At 49.8% G+C, this 22,294-nt stretch carries 19 protein-coding genes and 4 tRNA genes; 14 read left to right on the forward strand and 9 right to left on the reverse strand.

What is annotated here, in order from left to right; translation table 11 throughout:
* Window positions 1–12: 12 nt before the first annotated feature.
* The 9 genes from FOC66_RS10750 (at window position 13) to FOC66_RS06935 (ending at window position 5,692) form a co-directional block, all read left to right on the forward strand.
* Window positions 13–231 (forward strand): hypothetical protein, encoded by a 219-nt coding sequence (locus tag FOC66_RS10750; RefSeq protein ID WP_003748935.1) that lies wholly within the window; start codon window positions 13–15, stop codon window positions 229–231.
* Window positions 216–1,082 (forward strand): hypothetical protein, encoded by an 867-nt coding sequence (locus FOC66_RS06900; protein WP_003748938.1) that lies wholly within the window; start codon window positions 216–218, stop codon window positions 1,080–1,082. The genes FOC66_RS10750 and FOC66_RS06900 overlap by 16 nt, the downstream gene beginning before the upstream one ends.
* Window positions 1,075–2,103, forward strand: a complete 1,029-nt coding sequence (locus tag FOC66_RS06905; RefSeq protein WP_003748940.1) for a glycosyltransferase family 8 protein — start codon at window positions 1,075–1,077, stop codon at window positions 2,101–2,103. Before FOC66_RS06900 ends, FOC66_RS06905 begins: the two co-directional genes overlap by 8 nt.
* A 111-nt stretch (window positions 2,104–2,214) precedes the next feature.
* Complete coding sequence (gene fabG / locus FOC66_RS06910) at window positions 2,215–2,961, forward strand: 3-oxoacyl-ACP reductase FabG (RefSeq protein WP_003748942.1); 747 nt, start codon at window positions 2,215–2,217, stop codon at window positions 2,959–2,961.
* 269 nt (window positions 2,962–3,230) lie between these two features.
* Window positions 3,231–5,213: a monovalent cation:proton antiporter family protein gene (locus tag FOC66_RS06915; protein ID WP_003748943.1), complete on the forward strand. Its 1,983-nt coding sequence runs from the start codon at window positions 3,231–3,233 to the stop codon at window positions 5,211–5,213.
* Between the two features lie 69 nt (window positions 5,214–5,282).
* Window positions 5,283–5,358 (forward strand) — tRNA-Val (locus tag FOC66_RS06920).
* A 33-nt stretch (window positions 5,359–5,391) separates the two neighbouring features.
* Window positions 5,392–5,468 (forward strand) — tRNA-Asp (locus tag FOC66_RS06925).
* Between the two features lie 39 nt (window positions 5,469–5,507).
* Window positions 5,508–5,583, forward strand: a tRNA-Val gene (locus FOC66_RS06930).
* 32 nt (window positions 5,584–5,615) lie between these two features.
* Window positions 5,616–5,692: transfer RNA gene (locus tag FOC66_RS06935), tRNA-Asp, on the forward strand.
* Window positions 5,693–5,977: 285 nt separating this feature from the next.
* Here the strand turns inward: FOC66_RS06935 and dacB are convergent.
* Both dacB and FOC66_RS06945 read right to left on the reverse strand, forming a co-directional pair.
* Entirely contained in the window at window positions 5,978–7,390 is a 1,413-nt protein-coding gene (gene dacB / locus FOC66_RS06940) for a D-alanyl-D-alanine carboxypeptidase/D-alanyl-D-alanine endopeptidase (protein WP_003748946.1), read from the reverse strand.
* 70 nt (window positions 7,391–7,460) lie between these two features.
* Window positions 7,461–8,888, reverse strand: a complete 1,428-nt coding sequence (locus tag FOC66_RS06945) for an MFS transporter (protein ID WP_003748948.1) — start codon at window positions 8,886–8,888, stop codon at window positions 7,461–7,463.
* A gap of 136 nt (window positions 8,889–9,024) precedes the next feature.
* Here FOC66_RS06945 and FOC66_RS06950 point away from each other — a divergent pair, with 136 nt between their 5' ends.
* From FOC66_RS06950 to FOC66_RS06960, 3 genes are all read left to right on the forward strand, one after another.
* The gene (locus FOC66_RS06950) at window positions 9,025–9,591 is read left to right on the forward strand and encodes an NADPH-dependent FMN reductase (RefSeq protein WP_003748949.1); all 567 of its coding nucleotides are present in this window, start codon (window positions 9,025–9,027) and stop codon (window positions 9,589–9,591) included.
* Window positions 9,592–9,736: 145 nt separating this feature from the next.
* Window positions 9,737–10,414, forward strand: a complete 678-nt coding sequence (locus tag FOC66_RS06955) for a response regulator (RefSeq protein ID WP_003748951.1) — start codon at window positions 9,737–9,739, stop codon at window positions 10,412–10,414.
* A gap of 29 nt (window positions 10,415–10,443) precedes the next feature.
* Window positions 10,444–11,757 (forward strand): sensor histidine kinase, encoded by a 1,314-nt coding sequence (locus FOC66_RS06960; RefSeq protein ID WP_003748954.1) that lies wholly within the window; start codon window positions 10,444–10,446, stop codon window positions 11,755–11,757.
* A gap of 126 nt (window positions 11,758–11,883) precedes the next feature.
* On the opposite strand, the gene aroB is transcribed toward FOC66_RS06960, so the two are convergent.
* The 7 genes from aroB to pilM all read right to left on the reverse strand — a co-directional run bounded on the left by aroB (window position 11,884) and on the right by pilM (window position 18,731).
* Window positions 11,884–12,963, reverse strand: coding sequence for a 3-dehydroquinate synthase (gene aroB, locus FOC66_RS06965; RefSeq protein WP_003748957.1), 1,080 nt, complete (start codon window positions 12,961–12,963; stop codon window positions 11,884–11,886).
* Between the two features lie 21 nt (window positions 12,964–12,984).
* Window positions 12,985–13,497 (reverse strand): shikimate kinase, encoded by a 513-nt coding sequence (locus tag FOC66_RS10755; RefSeq protein ID WP_036494019.1) that lies wholly within the window; start codon window positions 13,495–13,497, stop codon window positions 12,985–12,987.
* Window positions 13,498–13,629: 132 nt separating this feature from the next.
* Window positions 13,630–15,762, reverse strand: coding sequence for a type IV pilus secretin PilQ (gene pilQ / locus FOC66_RS06975; RefSeq protein ID WP_003748961.1), 2,133 nt, complete (start codon window positions 15,760–15,762; stop codon window positions 13,630–13,632).
* Between the two features lie 20 nt (window positions 15,763–15,782).
* Window positions 15,783–16,325 (reverse strand): pilus assembly protein PilP, encoded by a 543-nt coding sequence (locus FOC66_RS06980; RefSeq protein WP_003748964.1) that lies wholly within the window; start codon window positions 16,323–16,325, stop codon window positions 15,783–15,785.
* Window positions 16,326–16,340: 15 nt separating this feature from the next.
* On the reverse strand, window positions 16,341–17,012 hold the full coding sequence (locus FOC66_RS06985) for a type 4a pilus biogenesis protein PilO (RefSeq protein ID WP_003748967.1): 672 nt from the start codon (window positions 17,010–17,012) through the stop codon (window positions 16,341–16,343).
* The gene (locus FOC66_RS06990) at window positions 17,012–17,635 is read right to left on the reverse strand and encodes a PilN domain-containing protein (protein ID WP_003748969.1); all 624 of its coding nucleotides are present in this window, start codon (window positions 17,633–17,635) and stop codon (window positions 17,012–17,014) included. The genes FOC66_RS06985 and FOC66_RS06990 overlap by 1 nt, the downstream gene beginning before the upstream one ends.
* A 4-nt stretch (window positions 17,636–17,639) precedes the next feature.
* The gene (pilM, locus tag FOC66_RS06995) at window positions 17,640–18,731 is read right to left on the reverse strand and encodes a type IV pilus assembly protein PilM (protein WP_003748971.1); all 1,092 of its coding nucleotides are present in this window, start codon (window positions 18,729–18,731) and stop codon (window positions 17,640–17,642) included.
* Window positions 18,732–18,883: 152 nt separating this feature from the next.
* Here pilM and FOC66_RS07000 point away from each other — a divergent pair, with 152 nt between their 5' ends.
* Window positions 18,884–21,280, forward strand: coding sequence for a penicillin-binding protein 1A (locus tag FOC66_RS07000; protein WP_036494021.1), 2,397 nt, complete (start codon window positions 18,884–18,886; stop codon window positions 21,278–21,280).
* A gap of 60 nt (window positions 21,281–21,340) precedes the next feature.
* Window positions 21,341–22,177, forward strand: coding sequence for a PHP domain-containing protein (locus FOC66_RS07005; protein ID WP_003748974.1), 837 nt, complete (start codon window positions 21,341–21,343; stop codon window positions 22,175–22,177).
* Window positions 22,178–22,294 lie beyond the last annotated feature (117 nt).

A 22,294-nucleotide genomic window follows, 5' to 3' on the forward strand; every position in this document is an offset into this window, starting at 1 on the left:
ATTGAATACATTATGAGTAAGAAAAAAGTCATTCTCGCCATGCCGGAACTCTTCAAAATCCACGAACTCATTATTGAGAACTTAGAGAAATGCGGATTTGAAGTGCTGTCTCTGACCTATGAAGAAAAAGAGTTCAAATACAAAAATGTATTTCAACGGCTGAAAAAATCTGGTATCGAAATATTCTTGGACAAAAAGACTTCAAAAAACGGACCATGTTCCACGCCGTAGAAGAACGCCTCAATACCCTGTTAAGCGAACATCCCGAACAAGCGGATTATTGCTTCATGATTTGGCTGGGCGCCTATCCAAAAGACTTTATCGCCAAGCTCAGAGCGCATTCCAAATTAATGGTGTACTACAACTGGGAAGCCCTGACCTTCTTAAAAGAAGACTTCGACAACATCGAATTTTTCGACAAATTTTACTTTTTCGATCCGTTTGACCAGGGCAAACATCCCGAATACACCGAAAAACTCTTTCCAACCACCAGCTTCTACTTTGACTGCTTCAGGCCGTCTGAAAACCCGCAAAACAAAATCTTGTTTATCGGCTCGTACGCTGCCGACCGCAACAACGACATCCGCGCATTTTGCGAAGCTGCACGTTCAATCGGTTTAGAAATAGATTTCCGCTTGGCCAGCAAGAAAATCGAAGAAGAAAAAGCGGCTTTGGGCATTCCAGAAGTCGAGTTTTTCTCCTTTGAAAACGCCCTCTCCTATCGTCAAAACTTAGAAGAAGCGGCCCAATCCTCCGTATTGGTGGATTTCCTCAACCGCAAGCACTACGGCCTCTCTTTGCGGATTTTCGAAGCGATTGGTTTGGACAAAAAACTGATTACAACCAATCCGACCATCGTACATTACGATTTTTATCACCCGAACAATATGTTCTACTGGGACGGAAGCAACCTTAAAGAACTCAAAGCCTTCCTGACCTTGCCGTATGTACCGCTTGCCCCAGGCTTGAAGCACAAATACAGCTTCAGCAACTGGATCAGCTGCGCCTTTAACATCGAACCCAACATCCCCATTACCCTGCCCCAAGCGGACCCGTCCATTTTGGAGAAACAGCATGTTTGAAAAAGAAAAACTACTAACTGCCGTCCTGCCAGTCAGACAAAGGCCGCCTGAAAAAAACACACGGCACATCGTCTATGCAGCCGATCAAAATTACATCCGACATATCGGCACATCTATGCTTTCCGTATTGGAAAACAACCACTTCCCCATCCACTTCCACCTACTGGTCAGCGGATCGGAAAGCTACGACTTCAGCATTTTCAACCATCTCGAAACCATCAACCCCAACTATGCAGTAACGGTTTACCATCTCAACACCGAATACTTTACCACCCTGCAAACCAACGGCTATTTCACCATAGCCATGTACTACCGCATGTGCATACCTGCCATACTTGGCGGCATCAGCGATACTGCTCTTTATCTCGACACCGACGTATTATGCTTGGGTGACATCTCCGAACTCTTTACCATAGACCTTACAGGCCAACTCGTCGCGGCAGCTCCCGATACCATGTTCCGCGCTTATATCTGCAAGCTAAATCCTGTCGGCTTCAACGACACCGCCCCCTACTTCAATTCCGGCGTATTACTGTTCAACATCCAAAACTGGAACGATTCACAAACAGACAATATATTACAAAACAAAATAGAAGCCGTGGAAAATGCCAACATCCGCCTATCATGCCCCGACCAAGACATCCTCAACCTTACTTGTATCAATAAAATCCGCTGGCTTCCCGATACATACAACTGGATACATTGGCAAAAAAAAGCCTATGAATTAAACAAAAACCCAAATGCAATCAAGCTCGTACACTTTACCGGCCACGTCAAACCATGGCACGTCTTAGGTTTCCATCCCGTTTACGACCGCTACTATCAAAAGTCGCCTTGGAACGAAGGATATATCCATCAACCGTTAAACACATGGCTGCCCTTCCCTAAGCCTTACCAAGCCTTCAAACAAGCCGCCAAAAGACTTTCAAAGCAAGGGGATAAAAAACAAGCCTGGGCATATTACAAAGAATACCTGCTCAGAAAAATCAATCCGAACAGATTCAAAGCACCAGATTTTTAACTGTCAAATAGAAAGTTCAGACGGCCTACTTAAGAAAATTAGATTAAAAAACCTATTCGTGGTATAAGGCCGTCTGAAACCATTTTTCCAATCGCAATTAAGGAATAAAACATGAGTACACAAGATTTGAGCGGCAAAATTGCTTTAGTAACCGGCGCATCGCGCGGTATTGGTGCGGCGATTGCCGATACTTTGGCTGCGGCCGGTGCAAAAGTTATCGGCACGGCCACCAGCGAAAGCGGCACGGCTGCAATTAGCGAGCGCTTGGCGCAATGGGGCGGCGAAGGCCGTGCATTGAATTCTGCCGAACCTGAAACCATTGAAAACCTGATTGTCGACATCGAGAAAGAATTCGGCAAACTGGATATTTTGGTCAATAACGCCGGCATTACCCGCGACAACCTCCTGATGCGCATGAAAGAGGAAGAATGGGACGACATCATGCAGGTCAACCTCAAATCCGTCTTCCGCGCTTCTAAAGCCGTATTGCGCGGCATGATGAAACAGCGTGCAGGCCGCATTATCAACATCACATCCGTTGTCGGCGTGATGGGCAATGCCGGTCAAACCAACTATGCAGCCGCAAAAGCAGGCTTGATCGGTTTCTCCAAATCTATGGCGCGCGAAGTTGGCAGCCGCGGCATTACCGTCAACTGCGTCGCCCCCGGCTTTATCGACACCGATATGACCCGCGCGCTGCCTGAAGAAACCCGCAAAACCTTTGAAGCGCAAACTTCTTTGGGCAAATTCGGCGAAGCGCAAGATATTGCCGATGCAGTCTTGTTCTTGGCTTCCGATCAGGCAAAATACATTACCGGTCAGACACTTCATGTCAACGGCGGCATGTTGATGCCTTAAACCGTTTGTTTATTTAAAGGCCATCTGAATATTTCAGACGGCCCTTTTTGTCAATCAAAACACTATTTTACATTCTATCTTGATATAATCTTAATAATCCGTTAGATAACGCTCGAAACAGTAAATCTAAATAGTATGATACGGGAAATCAAATCGCAGGAATAAATTGCGTTCTGTGCGTTTTTATTTGGGTTTGCTGTCGGTTTTCGACGTGTTTCAGACGGCCTCTATATAACAATATTTACTTTTAATGAAAGGCCGCCCACTCTATGCACGAATTTTCCCTTGCTCACATTGTCATTGTTCTGTTGGTTGCCGTCATTACGGTTATCTGCTGTCGCAAATTCAACATTCCTTCCATGCTCGGTTATCTTTTGGTCGGTTTTATTGCCGGTCCGGGTATGTTCAGACTGATTCCGCAAAGCCACGCTACCGACTATTTGGGCGAAATCGGCATTGTGTTTCTGATGTTCAGCATCGGCCTCGAATTTTCCCTGCCTAAACTCAAGGCTATGCGCCGCCTCGTATTCGGTTTGGGCGGTTTGCAAGTCATCGTTACCATGCTCTCGATTATGGGCATTTTGATGGCGATGGGCACGCCGTTTAACTGGGCGTTTGCCACTGCGGGCGCACTGACCATGTCGTCCACCGCCATTGTCAGCCGCATTCTGTCGGAGAAAACCGAGCTGGGTCAGCCGCATGGTCAAATGGCCATGGGTGTTTTGCTGATGCAGGATATTGCCGTTGTACCGCTGATGATTCTGATTCCGGCGCTTGCCGGCGGCAGCGAAGGCAACTTGTGGGTAGAACTGGGCCTGGCCGGTTTAAAAATGTTGCTGACCTTGGGCATTTTGTTTGTTGTTGGCAGCCGTGTGATGTCGCGCTGGTTCAGACTGGTTGCTAAACGCAAATCGTCCGAACTCTTCATGATCAACGTTTTGCTGGTTACTTTGGGCGTAGCCTATCTGACAGAACTTGAAGGCCTGTCTATGGCATTGGGCGCATTCGTCGCCGGTATGCTGCTTTCCGAAACCGAATACCGTATTCAGGTGGAAGACGACATCCGCCCATTCCGCGACATCCTGCTGGGCTTTTTCTTCATCACCGTCGGTATGAAGCTGGATATTCAGGCGCTGATCGGCAATTGGCAGCAAATCCTGATTTTGTTGGTCATCCTGTTGGTCTTGAAAGCACTGGTCGTTTTCGTCATCGCTTTGCGCATGAAAAACCCTGTGGGCGACAGCCTCAAGAGTGCGCTTTATTTAGCGCAAGGCGGTGAGTTCGGCTTTGTGATGCTGGCCATTTCCAGCAAAATCAATATGGTTTCGCCCGAATTGGAACAAGCGGCCACCGCAGCCGTATTGCTCTCCATGATTGCCGCTCCATTCATTTTGGGCAGCAGCGATGCCATCATCGGCCGATTCGTCAAATCCGACTGGGACATGAAAGCCTTGGACTTGCACTCCATGCTGGTGGAAACCATGAGCAAATCCGAACACGTCCTGATTATCGGTTTCGGACGCGGCGGTCAATCGGTTGCCCGTGTATTGGCGCAAGAAGGCATCCCCTACTTCGCCCTCGACTTAGACATTGCCCGCGTACAAGTGGCACGCAACGCAGGCGAACCGGTTTCCTTTGGCGATGCCAAACGCCGTGAAGTTTTGGAAGCCGCCGGATTGGGACGCGCCAAGATGGTGGTCATTACGCTGAACAATATGCACGAGACCCAACATGTTCTCGGCAACATCATGTCCATGCATCCGAGTATGCCGGTTTATGTTCGCGCCACCAATGACGATTACGTCAAAACCTTCACCGAAATGGGCGCGGAAGAAGCCGTTTCCGACACCAAAGAAACCAGCCTGGTGCTGGCAAGCTATGCCATGTTGGGCCACGGCCTCTCCTACAACCACGTTTATCAAACCATAACCCATATCCGTCACAGCCGCTATGCATCGTTGCAAGACTTGTTTATCGGCAGCGACGATGACAGCTTCTCAGACGAAGACAGCAAAGCCATCTCCCGTCACGCCTTCCCGTTGCACGGCGAGGCACATGCCATCGGCAAAACCATCCGCGAATTGCCCTTGTCCGCCCATCATCTGAAGCTATTGTTTATCCGCCGCAAGACCGGAAAAATCCAAGACCTTGATCCTGATTTTGTTTTGGAAAACGGTGATATTTTGGTTGTCGCAGGCAAGCAGGAAGAAATTATTTCCTTTGAAAACTGGTGCTTGCAGGGAGATATCTAATTATCGGCAAATAAATCTTGCGCGCATCAGGATTTTTTGGTTTAATAGCGTCTTCGCAATTTTGCGCATGGGTGATTAGCTCAGTTGGTAGAGCGTCTGCCTTACAAGCAGAATGTCGGCGGTTCGACTCCGTCATCACCCACCAAGTTTCCTTTTCATTGTCTTTGACAGTGGATGCGCGGTGGTAGCTCAGTTGGTTAGAGTACCGGCCTGTCACGCCGGGGGTCGCGGGTTCGAGCCCCGTCCGCCGCGCCATTATTTAAAAATACTGATTTCTCAGTATCTCCCTTTTTCGGGTGATTAGCTCAGTTGGTAGAGCGTCTGCCTTACAAGCAGAATGTCGGCGGTTCGACTCCGTCATCACCCACCACTTTCCTTTTCATTGTCTTTGACAGTGGATGCGCGGTGGTAGCTCAGTTGGTTAGAGTACCGGCCTGTCACGCCGGGGGTCGCGGGTTCGAGCCCCGTCCGCCGCGCCATCAAGTTAAAAATAAAAAATACTGGTTTTTACCGGTATTTTTTTCGTCTGTACCCTATGCCTTTTCGTAAAGAGCCTGATTATTTAGACAAGAGAAGCCGGAAATAAACTTAAAACATACGTCTTCAATACCAAAGATAAAACCATCCATCTCAAGCTGATTCACACCAAACGCTTATTCATCCAATCCCTGAATCATCCTTCAAAATAGACATAAATACTTGCCCCTCTTACACAAAGGCCGTCTGAAACGTCAATACATTTTCAGACGGCCTTTTTTAGCTTATCAAGCCTGATACCTCATCACGCAGGAAACTTTAGCATCAATCCAATGATCCCCGCCCGGCTGAACGATTTTAGACACCAGCTTATCCAAGTCGCGTAGATAATCGGTTGATTTCTGGCTATTGATAATGACGACAACCAACAACGGTTTTTCGCCCAACCAATACCCAGCCAGTGCGCGGACATCTTTGAGCGTACCGGTTTTGAGGCGCAGGTTTTCACCGGGCTGTTTCAAGCGTGTTTTAAGCGTACCGTCTTTACCGGCAATCGGCAGCGTACTGATAAACTCGTTTTTAAACGGGCTGAAGTAGGCTTTTTCCAACATTTGCGCCATCATTCGCGCATTGAGCCGTTCTACACGGGACAGGCCTGAGCCGTTTTCCAACACCAGCCCTTCCGTATTGATGCCGGCAACCGCCAACTCGCTTTTTACGATAGAGGCAGCCTTGGCCTGCGCCTGCTTGTAATCAGATATATGTCCGGCAAATTTAAGGAAAACCGAACGGGCAATCAGATTATTGGAATGCTTGTTCATATCGGTGAGGATATCGGCAAGCGGTTTGGATAGATGGCTCGCCAACACATGCGCGTCATGAGGCGCGACACCTGTCGTCAGGCCGTCTGAAACCGTACCGTCTTGTTGGCGCCATTGGTTGACAAAACTTTTGCCAACAAATTCTTTCATGCTGTACATATTCAGATACAGCTCTTTACCCAAACAACTTTCCGGCAGCTTGCCCGATACGGTCAGCGTATTGTTTTTATAGGAAGTCTTCATGTGGTTTTTTAAAACGCTGCACTTCCCTTCCTTATCTTCAAGCGTCAATTTGTTTTGAATGTTCAGATTCGGCAGCGGCGGATTGGTACGGATGACCAAGCGTCCGTCTTCTTCTTTTTCAGCGCTAAGTTCAACGGTTTTATACGCCAACATATTGGGGTCGGGCGGCGTCATAAAGCTTTCGGCAGAATCGGAAGCAAAATCATCCGGATTCTTCACATCGCCCCAGAGGCTGCGGTCGAGTATCAGATGTCCGTCAATATGGCGTATGCCCTTATCGCGCATCTGTTGCTGCATTTGCACCAAATCATGCTGGTCAAACACAGGATCACCGCTCCCTACCCAATAAACATTGCCTTTCAGCGTATCGCCTTTGATTGCGCCGTTGGTTTTAAACTCGGTTTTCCAACGATAATCGCCGCCCAACATACGAAACGCGGTAAACGCCGTTACCAGCTTCATGGTTGAAGCAGGATTGCGCAACTCATCGGCACGGTGTTCCACAATCACTTTGCCGCTGTCCAGTTCCTGCACATAAACGGAAATCTCATTTTCAGGAATACGGCCGAAATCCAAAGCCCATGACGGACACGCCGCCACCATCAGGCTGATTAATAAAATATTTTTTAACTTCATTGTGTTACGAAAAATTGATACATCTGTACGAGGTACTGAGGCCGTCTGAACATTTCAGACGGCCTGTTATTTATTTCTGATGCGCTTTCAAACGCAAAGCAAACATAACGACAACGACACCGACAACCAAAGCGCAACCCATCGCCAAATGGATACCGTCCAGCATTGCCTGTTGCGGCATATCTGCACTGGAAAGTTTCTCGCCGATATTGGTTGCACCGACGAAAAACGCCGCGCCGATGGCACCGGCAATCGGATTGATGGTGGTCAGAATCGCCGCGCCGTGCGGATTGAGCGTTTTCGGTAATGAATTCAGACCATGGGTTTCACCAGTTACGCAAGCAGACACGGATACCGCCAACAGCGTAAACATTGCCGTCAGCATCATCACTTGCGTGTCAATCCGTAAAAACAGCCACAATACCGCCAACGACACCACCAGCATCACGGTTGCCGGCAAGACGACAAAGCGTCCGCCCTTTTTGTCCAACAATTTGCCGAACAAAGGCGCGGCAACCGCTTGGGCAATGCTGGCGGGCATCAGAATCAGGCCGGTTGCCGTACCGGTCAGCATCAGCACTTGCTGCGTGTACATCGGCACCATCAGTTCCAATCCCAAAAACAGGAATACCGCGCCGGCCAAAATCACAACGCAATATCCGAACTGCTTGTATCCAAATGCGCGAAGGTTCAGCAAAGGCGTCGCCAAACGGAACTGACGGTGCGCAAACCAACCCACCAGTACAACGGAAGCGGCAAAGAGCAGGATGAATTCCACCAGCGACAGGTGGGCGAAATTACTGCTCGCATACACCAGCCCGCCGAAACCAGCGATCGACAAAACGGCCGACAACACATCAATCTTCGGACGGCTGATGTTGCTCAAATTGACCGTCAAATATTTGCCCACCAATACCATCGCCGCCAGCATAAACGGCGCGGTAAAGCCGAACAGCACGCGCCAATGCGTGTGGTCGATGATAATGCCCGACAGCGTCGGCCCCATCGCGGGCGCGGCGGTGAACATCATGGTAATCACGCCCATCGCTGTTCCGCGCTTATTGGGCGGATAAATCGATAAAATGCCGTTAAACAGGAGCGGGACGAAAAACGCGGCAGACACCGCCTGCACCATCCGCCCCACAACCAGAATTCCGAAAGTCGGCGCAAACGCGCAAATCAGCGAACCGGCCAAAAACGTTGCCTGCGTAAACAGCACCATTTTGCGCGTTTCAAACCATTGAATCACGCCTGCCGTAATCGGCGTAAACGCGCCCATCACCAGCAAAAAGCCCGTCGTCAGCCATTGAACCGTGGTCTTATCGACTCCGAAATCCTTCATAATCGGCGTAAGCGCGACATTCAGCAGGGTATCGTTGAGATAGCCGAAAAATGCGCCGATAAACAGCGTCGCTACAATGGTTTTAGCAGGAAAATCAGGATTGTCGGCGTGGTATTCGTGCGCCGTATCATTTTCTTGAAAATCAGAAGCGTGCATAATAATTTGAAATATCAGCGAAACTGTTATTTTAGCATAAACCGTTTTGACAGGCCGTCTGAAACCTTGACCGCTTCCCTAGACAACACTAAAATCTAGAATAGTTTTCATTTTTATTATCAAACAGGAGAAAAACATGTCAAAAAAAGTCAGCATCTTGGTCGGCAGCCTGCGTAAAGGTTCGTTCGCACGAAAAATCGCACAAAACATCATTTCCACGTTCCCCGAAGGCTACGAAGCACAAATCGTCGAAATCGGCCATTTGCCTTTGTATAACTTCGACTACGACGATCCTGCCGTTACCGACTTCCCCACTCCGCCCAGCTATACCGAATTCCGCGAAACCATCAAAGCCTCTGCCGGCGTATTGTTCGTGACTTCCGAAAACAACCGTACTGTCCCTGCCTGCCTGAAAAACGCCATCGACATTGGCTCCAAACCCAATGCCGATGTTGCCTGGAAAAAAACACCGGCCGGCATCATCAGCCATTCTGTCGGTAAAATGGGCGGTTATAGCGCGCAAAAAAATCTGCGCCTTGCCCTCTCATATTTCGATATGCCGCTGACCGGCCAGCCGGAAGTGTTCCTCGGCAACTCACCCACCCTGTTTGACGACAACGGCCGACTCATCGAATCCGCGCGTGAATTTGTCCAAGGCTATATCGACCAACTGGTTGCCTTGATTGAGAAAAACCCTAAATAATCGGGATTGAAGCATACAGGCCGTCTGAAAACCGAATTTCAGACGGCCTCATCGTTTGCAAAAAATCAGTTTTTCAACCCTTCCTAAATTTTTACTAATTGAGTGCGGTTATAATCACTGTCCGCCCATCCTTTGGAGAACTTCCATGCGCGTATTATTGGTTGAAGACGATGCCATGATTGCCCAAGCCGTCAGTGCCAATCTGAAAGACGCCGGCTACGCTGTTGATTGGGTCAGCCGCGGTTCGGAAGTGGCCGCGGCAGTGGCGGCACAAGCATACGATTTGCTGCTCTTGGATTTGGGTTTGCCCGGCAAAGACGGTTTGGACGTATTGGCGCAAATCCGTAACGGCGGCTGTACCGTTCCCGTCTTAATCGTAACCGCGCGCGATGATTTGCACAGCCGGCTCAACGGCCTAGACGGCGGCGCAGACGACTACATCGTCAAACCCTTCGACATGGCGGAACTGCAAGCCCGTATGCGTGCCGTATTGCGCCGACACGGCGGACAGGCGCAAACGCTGCTGACCAACGGCATCATCACGCTCAACCCTTCCACCCATCAGGCGGAAGTAGTCGGGCAGGAACAGGCCGTCATGCTCAGCAACAAAGAATTTGCCGTCCTCCAAGCCCTGCTGCTGCGTCCGGGCATGATTCTGTCGCGCAGCGATTTGGAAGACAAAATTTACGGCTGGGGCGAAGAAGTCGAAAGCAACGCCGTTGACTTCCTGATTCACGCCTTACGCAAAAAACTCGGCAAAGAAGCGATTCAAAACGTCCGCGGGGTCGGCTGGCTGGTTGCACAAAACAATCAGGCCGTCTGAAAAATCACAACAATATCAATACACAAACCATGCAACGCCTTATCCACACCATCAAACAATCCCTGCAAGTCCGAATCAGCCTTGCCCTGATCTGCATGCTCCTGCCCCTCTCCATTCTTGCAGGCATATTTTCATATTACGATACTTATCACGAGACCCAAGAGGTTCAAGACGACCTGTTGCGCCAAGTCGCTAATTATCTCGACCCGAGCGATGCCGATGACGAGAAACACTCGCTCGACAACGACAACAAGATTTCCGTTCAATTTCCCAATACGCCCAACCCCATTATCAGCCTGCCTGAGAAGATTTCAGACGGCCTGCACACCATTCAGGCCGATGACGACGACGATTACTACCGCGTTTACACCCGCACCACCAAACAAGGCCGCATTGCCGTCATGCAGGAAAGCGACTACCGCGAAGAGCTGGCCGAAATGGCCGCCGTGCAGAGCATCCTTCCCATGCTCCTCGCCCTGCCCCTGATTATCCTGCTCACCGTCTGGATTACCCACCGCACCATGCGTTCCGTCAAAACCCTGTCCAACGATTTAGAGCAGCGCCAAATCAACGACCTCTCGCCAATGGACACGCAAGACATTCCCAGCGAAATCCAAGGCTTTGTCGTCGCCATCAACAACCTGTTGCAACGTACCGATGAAAACGTCCGCCAACAGCAACGCTTTATCGCCGATGCCGCACACGAATTGCGCAGCCCCATGACCGCCCTTTCCCTTCAGGCAGAGCGGCTCAACAATATGCAGCTGTCCGCCGAAGCGCGCGAGCAGTCCGCCCTGTTGCAACAAAGCATACAGCGCAACCGCCACCTGCTCGAGCAACTCCTCTCCCTCGCACGCGCCCAAGCGCCCGAAATCCAACGCCCCAAAACCCTGATCAGCCTGCAAAACCAGTTTCGCCGCGTATTGCAAGAACTCATGCCGCTGGCGCTGGCCAAAGGTCAAGACATCGGCGTTGCCGTTGAAAACGACTGCCAAATCCACGCCGACGACACCGAAATCTACACCCTCATCAAAACCTTGACCGACAACGCCATCCGCTATACTCCCAAAGGCGGCCGCATTGATTTGGGCTTTGACGAAACCGCCGAATACCTCAACATCTGGGTGGAAGACGACGGTCCCGGCATTCCCCCAAGCGAACGCCAACGCGTTATCGACCCTTTCTACCGTATTCTCGGCACCGAACAACAAGGCACCGGCTTGGGGCTGTCCATCGCAGACACCATCGTCAAACGCCATCAAGGCCGTCTGAAACTGGCCGACAGCCGACGCTTTGACAGCGGCTTGTTGATTATTGCCGAGTTGGATAAAAAGACGCTTTAAATAATTGACCCGCCCAAATTGGTTTATCTAGCTTTAAGCCGATGAATCAAAACGCTTTAAAACCAAAGGCCGTCTGAAAATGACTTTCAGACGGCCTTTGGTTTTAAAGCAAACCTACTTCATTCCTCACAAATATGGCTGCAAGGTTTGGCGGAGGATTTCCATATCGGTAATTTCAGTGATATTGGCTTTGCCCAAGTATTCCAAGCCGACAAAACGCATGATGCCGCTGCTGACTTTTTTGTCGTGGCTCATGTGTTCAATCCATTTTTCAAAGGAGAAAACGGGCGGCGCAGACGGGAGGGAGGCGGCTTTCATTAAAGCGGCAATGCGTTCGGTGTCGGCTTGTCGGGTTTTGCCCAAGATTTGCGACAAACGGGAAGCAAGGACGCAACCGGCGGCAACGGCTTCGCCATGCAGCCATACGCCGTAGCCCATTTCGGCTTCGATGGCATGGCCGAAAGTATGGCCGAGATTAAGCCATGCGCGGATGCCCTGCTCGGTTTCGTCTTGGGCAACAATATCGGCCTTCATTTTGCAGCAATGGTAAACGGCTTCCGCCATTTTTTCTTGATGTTGCGCCATCAGGTCGGCCATATTTTCTTCCAACCAGGCAAAAAATTCGGCATCGCCCAATGCGCCGTATTTGATGACTTCGGCCATGCCTGCGGAAAGTTCGCGCTGCGGCAGCGTTTGCAGGGCGGTCAAATCGGCCAGAACGGCTTGCGGCTGGTAGAACGCGCCAATCATGTTTTTACCGAGCGGATGGTTGATGGCGGTTTTACCGCCGACCGAGGAATCAACCTGGCTGAGCAATGTGGTCGGTACTTGGATAAAAGGTGCGCCACGCTGATAAGTTGCTGCGGCAAAGCCGACCATATCGCCTATCACGCCGCCGCCCAAAGCGATTAAAGTGGTTTTGCGTTCGGCACGGTTTTGCATCAGGCCATCGTAAATCAGGTTAAGCGTCTGCCAGTTTTTATATTCTTCGCCGTCGGGAAGGATGATGCTGAAATGCGGCACGCCCAGTCTGTCTAAGGCCGTCTGAAGCTGTTTGAGGTAAAGCGGCGCAACGGTTTCGTTGGTAATGATGGCCGCTTTTTTGCCTAAATAGGGCTGAAGCAGCGTATCGGCCTGCTCGATCAGTTTATGCCCGATAAAGATGGGGTATTGATGGGACGGGGTTTGGACAGTCAGGGTGCGCATGGTGTTCCTTTGTAAAGCGTGTTATTCGCTCAATATTTCAATCAGCCGTTTGAGCGTTTTGTGGCAGCTGTCGGATTCGATGACGAAATGGGCGGTTTGACGGTACAGCGTATCGCGCTGGTCATACAGCTCTTGCAGTTTGGCCAAAGGGTTGGCAACTTGCAACAGCGGCCGGTTGCTGTCGTAACGGGTACGCTCCAGCAAGGTTTCAGGGCTGGCATGCAGATAAACAACCGTGCCGTTTTGGCGCAGAATCTGTCTGTTTTCACTGCGTAACACGGAGCCGCCACCGGTCGATAAAACGATGTTGCGCCGGGAAGCAAGCTTTTTCAGCATATTGGTTTCGCGGTTGCGGAAGCCTTCCTCCCCTTCCATCTCAAAAATGGTCGGAATGGATACGCCCGATGAAGTGCAGATTTCGTAGTCGCTGTCGTAAAACGGGCATTCAAACATTTGGGCAAGCTGCTTGCCCAAAGTGGTTTTGCCCGCGCCCATCAGCCCGATTAAAATTAAATTGCCGTTGATTTTTTCCATGAGGGTCATTTTATACGATATGGTGGTTTCGTGGAAAAGTTCGTCGTTTTTCAGACGGCCTTTTCATCTCAGGCCGTCTGAAAACCAAAACAGGCATACCTTTACAGATATGCCTGTTTGTCATTTTAAAAATCAGTAACGCAGATTGTTACCCACATTATCCATAATGCGCGGCGTGATGAAGATCAACAGCTCGCGGCGGTTTTCACGTTTACCGCGTGATTTGAACAAATTGCCGACAACAGGAATATCACCCAAAATAGGTACTTTGTTCACCGCATTGGTGCTTTCTTCCTCGTAAATACCACCGACAATCAGCGTACCTCCATCTTCAACCATGGCTTGGGTATTCAAGTGTTTGGTGTTGATACACTTGGTTGTCAGAGAATCTACGGTACAGTCAATCGGGGTATCACGATTAATCTTCACAGTCATGATGATTTGACCGTCAGGCGTAATGTTCGGCGTTACGGTCAAGCCCAAAACGGCTTTCTTGAAGGTAATCGAAGTCGCACCGCTGGAAGAAGCCTCTTGGTAAGGAATTTCCGTACCGGATTCAATTTTGGCTTCTTTGCGGTCTTGTGTCAGCACGCGCGGATTGGAAATGGTTTTGCTCTTACCTTGCTCTTCAGACGCGCTGATTTCCAAACCCAATGCGCCAGACGAGAACGCACGCACCAGCGCAATGCTGTTGACTGCGGCTGCGGTCGGCAGGCTGACGTTTGGATCCAAGGACCAAGTAGGATAGCCGACATCACCACGGTTAAACGAAGCATTGGTGTTATGGTTGGCTTGCGCATTGCTCCAGTTGCTACCCCATGCCGTACGGCCGCTCGCACCACCGGAACCGAATTTAACGCCCAAGTTGCGGAAGAAGGTATCTTCTGCCTCCACAATACGCGCTTCCACCATTACTTGACGGGTTGGAACATCCAATTCATCAATCAGTTTGCGGAATTTCTCAATCACGCCGCGGTTGTCGGTTACGATCAGCGTATTGGTGGCCGGATCGATTAAGGCGCTGCCTCGGTTGCTCAACAGAGTGTTGCGGGTATTGGAATTATTGCTGTCGTATTCTTCCAAACGCAAAATTTTGCGGAATTCTTCCACGTTTTTGTATTTCAACTGGAAGGTTTGAGAATACAGCGGACCCAATTCGGCAATCTCTTTTTCCGCCTGCAAGAAGGCTTTGTCTTTTGCCAACAATTCATCGCGAGGTGCGATATTGATGATGTTGCCTTGACGGCGCATATCCAAATTGCGCGCCTGCATGACCAAGTCCAAAGCCTGATCCCAAGGTACCTCTTTCAGGGACAGGGTCATGGTGCCTTTGACGGTATCGCTGGCAACAATATTCACGCCGGATTCTTTTGCCAAAATCTGCAAAATGGTACGGACTTCTACATCTTGGAAGTCCAAGGAAATTTTACGGCCTTTGAACGATTTGTTTGCATTTTGGTTCAAACCGCCGGATTCGGTATTGGCGGCTTTAGGCGATACTTCAAATACAAAGCGTCCGGAAGAAGCTTTGGTATTGATGTCCCAATTTGCATTATTGTTGCGGATAATGAGCTGGGTAGAATTGCCGATACGTTTGAGCGTAACGTTTTGTACAGGCGTATTGAAGTCAGCCACATCCAAACTGCGTTGCGCTTGTGTCGGCAGCGTATGGTTTTTCAAGGTTACAACGACGCGGTCACGCTGCTGTTTAATGTCCGGCTGTCCGCTGAAACCAGGGGCGGACAATTCAATAATGCCGGAATTGCGTGCGCCTTTGCGAAAATCAATATTGGCTGCTGAAACGGCTTGATAAGTCTGAGCAGCACGCGCGGTAGACGGCGTAGCCGCACGTTCATTTGCAACGGCCGCATTGGTTTGGTCAGTAGATTCGTTTACAAATACCCAAACTTCGTTGTCGCGAATTTCGGTATTGTATTGGCTGATTTTGTTCAAACCCAAAACCACGCGTGCGCGGTCATTGTTTTGCGCCGCAGTAATTTGATGCAGCAATGGGTCGGCATATTCCAAAACAGGCTGAGGCAAACGGATATTGGTATTGGCAAAATCCAATGCAATACGCGCCGGAGTAGATGTTACAAAACCATGAGGTGTGGTGACGTCTTTGTCGAAACGGATTTTGATGATTTTTTGGTTGTCAGGCAAAGTGGAAACGTTGATATCGGTAATATTGCCTGCAAAGGCCGTCTGAACAGCGAGGGCAACGCTGAAGCCGGCAAATAATTTTGTCATGTGCTTGGTTTTCATAATCGAGTGAGACCCCTAAATTAATTTGTATTCGAACTATCTGAGCTATCGGAAGAATCCGCGTCTTTGTTGCTCAACGGCAATTCGGCCTTCCGGTACACCCAGTTGCCGTAGCTGTCTTCAACTTGCTCGGTCAGGATAATTTTATCTTCAGTAATACTTTGGATTCTGCCGTAATTCTGACCGATGTAGTTTCCGGGATAAACGGTATAAACATGGTCGTTGACTTTGATAAATCCGGAAACTTTGCCGCCGCTTTGCAGCGTTCCGACAAAAGCCATATTTTCCAAACTGAAGGCTTCCAAGGTTTCTTTCGGACGGTTTACATCCGGCGCATTGCCGCCTTTAGGGGCAGTGTCCAAACGGCGTGAATCAAACGCATTCATGCCTTTAAAGTTCGGCGGGCTATACGGCTTAGGCAATGTAACCGTCGGCTCTTCAAACGGAATAATCTTGGATTTTGCTTCCTGACGGGTTTGCGTCATCCATTGAGTCAAATCTTCATAGCTTTGCGTACAGGCTGCCAAGGGAAGAAGACTTAAGAGTAAGATGATTTTTTTCATGATTTCCCTATTCTTTTATTTTTGCTCATTCTCGGCAGGTTTGCCTTCTTCTTGTGCCTGTTGCGCAGCCAATTCGGCAGCAATCTCTTCGGCCGGACGTGCTTTGTAAGTCGTTGCAATCGCGCTCAATGTCAACTCGCCTTTATTACCTTTGCCTTCTTTGTCCTCGCCTGCGTTCACGAGTTTTAAAGAATCTAAAGTAATAATGCGCGACAAATCGCCTACATCACGGGTAAATTGGCTGATCTGTGAGTATTTGCCTGTGATGGAAATCTGATACGGCAATTTTTGGATCGGACCATCGTTTTCAGGTTGGAGCGGTGCAACGCTGTCCAAACGCAGTCCGTTGGTTGAACCTGCCTGATGCAGCTCTTGAATCAGGTTCGGAATTTCCGCGTCGGTCGGAAGTTGTTTCAACAAAACGTCAAATGCAGAACGGATCGAAGCCAATTCAGCCTTCAGATTGTTCAAGCTTGCCGCCTGAATGCTTTTACGCGTAAAGGTTTCCTTCAGCTCATCTTCTTTGGCTTCCTGCGTATTCAAGGTTTCAATCTGATCTTTAAATACGCCGACATAGCCCAAAGCCAACATACCGACAATCAATAAACCTGCCAGCAAAAGTTTTGAAGGCATATTGAGCAGGTACAGGTTTTGTACGTCCAATTGTTTCAGGTTTTTAGATGCCATTATTGAGCCTCCGGAGCAGGTTCGGCCACAGGTTCGGCCATTTCACCGCTGCTTTGGGCAGTCGGTGCAGGAGCCGGCGTATTCACTTGGTTGATTGAAGATTTCAAAGTAAATTCTTGGTAGTTATCTACTTTTTTAATGCTCAACAATTCAGGCTGCAAGAAAATACCTGTACTTGGCAGGGAGCGCATCATAACAGCGATTTTATTGTCGCTGATGGCATGGCCGCTGATTTTATAGCTGGTCGGGCTTTCGGCTTCCAACGCGGTCAAATAAGTATTATCGGGCGTAAGCGTATTCAAAGAATCAAGGATATAGGCCGCTTGATAGCGTTTTTCCTGCAATTCTTCCACTTTCAGCTTTTTAGCCAAGAAGGCTTCTTTTTCTTGCTGAAGTTTATCGATTTCGCCCAATTCCCTATCGAGTCTGTCGATTTCGGTTTGCAGGAAGTTGTTGCGCCCTTCTTGATTACTGATGGCGTTGTCAATACCGAGATAGGTTGCGGCCGCCAAGCCCAAACCCACTGCAAAGGCGCCAAACATCAATACTTTGAATTGCTGCTGCTTGCGCTGTTTAATCTCCTCCCGATACGGGAGAAGGTTGATTCTGGTTAATTCAATCATGTTCTCAAAGTCCCCTTAATGCCAATCCGAACGCCAAGGTCAGTGACGGCGCATCAATTTGAAGCTGCGGCAATTCTACTTTTGCACTGCGTTCCACATATGAAATCGGATGCAGATATTCTGTCGCCGTATTGGTTTGCGAGAAAATGCTTTCCGCCAAACCTGCCTGCTGCGCGGTAAAGCCGGTCAGCAGGATGTGTTTGATATTGGAGAAGGAATCAGTGGCTTGCGTGGTATAGTAAAATTGCAAAACACGCTGAACTTCTTGTGCAACCTGTACGTTAAAACGGTCGGCAATCTGAGATTGGTAGTCAGAAGGCTTGTTTTGAGAAGCCATCATTTGCGCGGCTTTTTCTTCCGTTACCTGATAAGTCCGCTGAATCAGCTGATTGAGCTGCTCAGTGCTGACCGGCGTTTCTTGTTTGTAAAGAATACGGCCGTTTTGCAGGATCAGGGCATACATTTGCGTCGCATGAATGCCGAACACAGCAACTTTTTCATCTGCCATCTCGGGGGCATGCGTATTCATCCAATAAACGAAGGCATTGCGTTGCGCCAGCAAGTCCAAATCCAAAGCAGACAAAGGCAGGCCCGCATTCTCAAACATTTCAATGCGCGGCTCGACATCGTCTTTTTTGGCGGCAACCGCTAAAACATGCTGACCCGAACCGACTTCTTCGGCTTGAAAGTCGTAGTTCATTTCTTCAATCGGCGCAAATTGGCCGACTTCCGCCTCGACAAACTCTTCCAAGTCCAAATCGGTATCACGCGGGTTGTAAATAATTTGTTCGACTGTCGCCAAATTTTGTGGCACGGCCGCAACAATATTTTTGCAAGAACTGCGTAATTGTGCGTAAGTATGCTGGATGTAGGTAGCAAGCTGATCGTAGTCTTGAATTTTGTTGCCTTTGACAATATTTTTAGGCAATTTGGTAATAACGTATTTTTCCAGCTGAATTTGGTTTAAACTACGGCCTGTCAGTTGTACCATCTTAATGGCATGTTGGCTGATGTCGACGCCGATGGCAGAGCGGTTGTTCAATCCGCTAGAAGCCTTGCCTGTTTTGGTATCTTTCGTGCTTTTAAATAAGCGCATGATTTGACTTCCCTGTATCATTTAGGAGTGAGTAACTGTTTCGTTATCCATAAAGGACTTCTTATTCTTTGCACAGTATTGACTGTGGCTGATAGAAATCGTTTCCCATTTTACTTTATTTATCGCCATTAATGGCAAATTATTACTTAGTCATGATTAAAAAGATTATAACGACCTGCCTGGGTCTCTTATTGGGACTGGCTCTTTTCGGTGTGGGGCTGCTTGCAATTGCAATTTTGGTCACCTATCCGAAGCTGCCGTCTTTGGACACTTTACAACACTACAAACCCAAAATGCCGCTGACGATTTATTCTTCAGACGGCCAAGTGATTGGCGTTTACGGCGAGCAACGGCGTGAATTCACCAAAATCGGTGACTTTCCCAAAGTTTTGAAAAATGCCGTGATTGCAGCCGAAGACAAACGCTTCTACGACCACTGGGGCGTGGACGTTTGGGGTGTGGCGCGCGCCGCGATCGGCAACGTCATGGCCGGCGGCGTTCAATCCGGTGCCAGTACGATTACGCAGCAGGTTGCCAAAAACTTCTACCTGAGCAGCGAGCGTTCGTTTACCCGTAAATTCAACGAAGCCCTGTTGGCTTACAAAATCGAGCAGTCTTTGAGCAAAGACAAGATTTTGGAGCTGTACTTCAACCAAATCTATTTGGGTCAACGCGCTTATGGTTTCGCATCTGCAGCCCAAATTTATTTCAACAAAAATGTTAACGAGTTAACATTGGCCGAAGCCGCCATGTTGGCCGGCTTGCCCAAAGCCCCTTCCGCCTACAATCCGATTGTAAACCCTGAACGCGCCAAACTGCGTCAGGCTTATATTCTGAACAATATGCTGGAAGAAGGCATGATTACCCTGCAGCAACGTGATCAGGCTTTGAAAGAAGAGTTGCATTACGAGCGTTTTGTACAAAACATCGATCAAAGCGCCCTGTACGTTGCCGAAATGGTGCGTCAAGAGCTGTTTGAGAAATACGGCGAAGATGCCTACACGCAAGGCTTCAAGGTATACACCACCGTCGATACTGCACACCAACGCGTGGCCACCGAAGCCCTGCGTAAAGTCCTGCGTAATTTCGACCGCGGCAGCAGCTACCGCGGCGCAGAAAACTACATCGACCTGAGCAAAAGCGACAACGTAGAAGAAACCGTCAGCCAATACCTTTCTACACTTTATACCGTCGATAAAATGATTCCGGCGGTTGTATTGGAAGCCTCCCGCAAAGGTGTACAGATTCAGTTGCCGAGCGGCCGTAAAGTCACGTTGAACAGCCACGCTTTAGGCTTTGCCGCCCGTGCCGTCAACAACGAAAAAATGGGCGAAGACCGCATCCGCCGCGGCTCCGTCATCCGCGTTAAAGGCAGCGGCGATACCTTTACCGTCGTTCAAGAGCCTTTGCTGCAAGGCGCATTGGTGTCTTTAGATGCGAAAACCGGCGCAGTCCGCGCATTGGTCGGCGGCTACGACTACCACAGCAAAACCTTCAACCGCGCAACTCAAGCCATGCGCCAACCCGGCTCGACGTTCAAACCGTTCGTTTATTCCGCCGCCTTGGCAAAAGGCATGACTGCTTCCACCATGATTAACGATGCGCCGATTTCCCTGCCGGGCAAAGGTGCAAACGGCAAAGCGTGGAACCCGAAAAATTCAGACGGCCGCTATTCCGGTTACATCACGCTGCGCCAGGCTTTGACCGCTTCGAAAAACATGGTGTCCATCCGCATCCTGATGTCTATTGGTATCGGTTACGCGCAACAATACATCCAACGCTTCGGCTTCAAGCCGTCTGAAATCCCTGCCAGCCTGTCTATGGCTTTGGGTACAGGCGAAACCACGCCGTTGCGTATTGCAGAAGGTTACAGCGTCTTTGCCAACGGCGGTTACAAAGTGTCCGCCCACGTCATCGACAAAATCTACGACAGCCAAGGCCGTCTGAGAGCGCAAATGCAGCCTTTGGTAGCCGGTGAAAACGCGCCTCAGGCCATTGACCCGCGCAACGCCTACATCATGTACAAAATCATGCAAGACGTTGTCCGTGTCGGTACCGCACGCGGTGCAGCCGCACTCGGCCGCGCCGACATCGCCGGTAAAACCGGTACCACCAACGACAACAAAGACGCATGGTTTGTCGGCTTCAACCCTAGCGTTGTGACTGCCGTCTATATCGGCTTTGACAAACCGCGCAGCATGGGTCGTGCAGGTTACGGTGGTACAATCGCCGTACCGGTATGGGTAGAATATATGCGCTTCGCCCTGAAAGGCACCAGCGTCAAACCGATGAAAGCCCCTGAGGGCGTGGTTTCGAACGGCGGCGAAGTGTATATGCGCGAACGCATGACCACCAGCTCCGACCTGGCCTTGGACAACAGCGGCGTTGCACCGCGTCCCGCTCAACCTACCCGTCGCGCGGTTCCGAATGAAAACCGCCGCCGCACTGAGAGCGGCAATGCGCCAGCCCGTGAAGAATTAGACGAAACCCCAGTTCTGCCAAGCAATACCGGCAACAATAACAAACAACAACTGGACTCTCTGTTCTAACAAATCAAGGCCGTCTGAAACGTTCAGACGGCCTTTTTTGAGAAAATTCAAAGCAAAACCATGATTGATTTACACTGCCATTCGACCGTTTCAGACGGCATGCTCTCCCCAACCGAAGTCGTCCGACTCGCCCGTCAAAACGGTTGCACCCTGCTCGCCCTGACCGACCACGACCATACCGGCGGACTGGCCGAAGCTCGCGCCGAAGCCGATACCCTCGGCCTCCCCTTCATCAACGGCGTAGAAATATCCGTCACTTGGCGCGGCCGCACCATCCACGTTGTCGGCTTGGACTTTGACGAACACAACGAAACCCTGCAAAACCTGCTTGCCGAAGTCCGCAAAGGCCGTCTGAAACGATTGGAAGCCATCGCGGCCAAACTGGAAAAAAAAGGCATCACAGGCGCGTATGAAGGCGCACTGGCATTGGCCGCCAACAAAGAAATGGCCAGCCGCACCCACATTGCCGAATTCCTCATCCGCGCAGGCCATGTCAAAAACAAACAGCAGGCGTTTACCAAATACCTGGGCGACGGCAAATCCTGTTCCGTCAGACATGAATGGGCCACACTGGAAGACTGCGTAGCCGCGATTACAGGCGCGGGCGGCATGGCCATTATTGCCCACCCGATGCGCTATGAATTATCCGCCACCGCCAAACGAAACCTGTTTCAAGAATTTAAAAACCTCGGCGGCGCAGGGATTGAAGTACACAGCGGCAACTGCTGCAAAAACGACCGCCTCAACTATGCCCTGCTTGCCGACCGCTTCGACTTTCTCGCCAGCGCAGGCAGCGACTTCCACCGCCCCAACGACTTCAGCGGCGGCATACTCGGCGCCTGCCCCGACTTACCCGAACAATGCCGCCCGGTCTGGGAACACTTTAAGGCCGTCTGAATTTTTGACAGCAATTTTTCAGACGGCCCGCCAAGTATGAGACAGTTATAAACATATCACACTCTACATATTGAAACTGCCTGCCCGATACACCATAATAACCCTATAAATACCCCA

Origin of the sequence: Neisseria mucosa (assembly GCF_013267835.1) — a bacterium.
Lineage (GTDB): Bacteria > Pseudomonadota > Gammaproteobacteria > Burkholderiales > Neisseriaceae > Neisseria.

What these genes read in the sequence shown, in the direction of transcription:
- aroB (WP_003748957.1), bottom strand. Translation starts at nt 12,963, where the DNA reads ATGCGCACCCTGACTGTCCAAACCCCGTCCCATCAATACCCCATCTTT.
- FOC66_RS06980 (WP_003748964.1), bottom strand. Translation starts at nt 16,325, where the DNA reads ATGAAAAAAATCATCTTACTCTTAAGTCTTCTTCCCTTGGCAGCCTGT.
- FOC66_RS06950 (WP_003748949.1), top strand. Translation starts at nt 9,025, where the DNA reads ATGTCAAAAAAAGTCAGCATCTTGGTCGGCAGCCTGCGTAAAGGTTCG.
- FOC66_RS06990 (WP_003748969.1), bottom strand. Translation starts at nt 17,635, where the DNA reads ATGATTGAATTAACCAGAATCAACCTTCTCCCGTATCGGGAGGAGATT.
- FOC66_RS07000 (WP_036494021.1), top strand. Translation starts at nt 18,884, where the DNA reads ATGATTAAAAAGATTATAACGACCTGCCTGGGTCTCTTATTGGGACTG.
- FOC66_RS10750 (WP_003748935.1), top strand. Translation starts at nt 13, where the DNA reads ATGAGTAAGAAAAAAGTCATTCTCGCCATGCCGGAACTCTTCAAAATC.
- FOC66_RS06905 (WP_003748940.1), top strand. Translation starts at nt 1,075, where the DNA reads ATGTTTGAAAAAGAAAAACTACTAACTGCCGTCCTGCCAGTCAGACAA.
- FOC66_RS06945 (WP_003748948.1), bottom strand. Translation starts at nt 8,888, where the DNA reads ATGCACGCTTCTGATTTTCAAGAAAATGATACGGCGCACGAATACCAC.
- pilQ (WP_003748961.1), bottom strand. Translation starts at nt 15,762, where the DNA reads ATGAAAACCAAGCACATGACAAAATTATTTGCCGGCTTCAGCGTTGCC.
- FOC66_RS06955 (WP_003748951.1), top strand. Translation starts at nt 9,737, where the DNA reads ATGCGCGTATTATTGGTTGAAGACGATGCCATGATTGCCCAAGCCGTC.
- fabG (WP_003748942.1), top strand. Translation starts at nt 2,215, where the DNA reads ATGAGTACACAAGATTTGAGCGGCAAAATTGCTTTAGTAACCGGCGCA.
- FOC66_RS06915 (WP_003748943.1), top strand. Translation starts at nt 3,231, where the DNA reads ATGCACGAATTTTCCCTTGCTCACATTGTCATTGTTCTGTTGGTTGCC.
- FOC66_RS10755 (WP_036494019.1), bottom strand. Translation starts at nt 13,497, where the DNA reads ATGGAAAAAATCAACGGCAATTTAATTTTAATCGGGCTGATGGGCGCG.
- FOC66_RS06960 (WP_003748954.1), top strand. Translation starts at nt 10,444, where the DNA reads ATGCAACGCCTTATCCACACCATCAAACAATCCCTGCAAGTCCGAATC.
- FOC66_RS06900 (WP_003748938.1), top strand. Translation starts at nt 216, where the DNA reads ATGTTCCACGCCGTAGAAGAACGCCTCAATACCCTGTTAAGCGAACAT.
- dacB (WP_003748946.1), bottom strand. Translation starts at nt 7,390, where the DNA reads ATGAAGTTAAAAAATATTTTATTAATCAGCCTGATGGTGGCGGCGTGT.
- FOC66_RS06985 (WP_003748967.1), bottom strand. Translation starts at nt 17,012, where the DNA reads ATGGCATCTAAAAACCTGAAACAATTGGACGTACAAAACCTGTACCTG.
- pilM (WP_003748971.1), bottom strand. Translation starts at nt 18,731, where the DNA reads ATGCGCTTATTTAAAAGCACGAAAGATACCAAAACAGGCAAGGCTTCT.
- FOC66_RS07005 (WP_003748974.1), top strand. Translation starts at nt 21,341, where the DNA reads ATGATTGATTTACACTGCCATTCGACCGTTTCAGACGGCATGCTCTCC.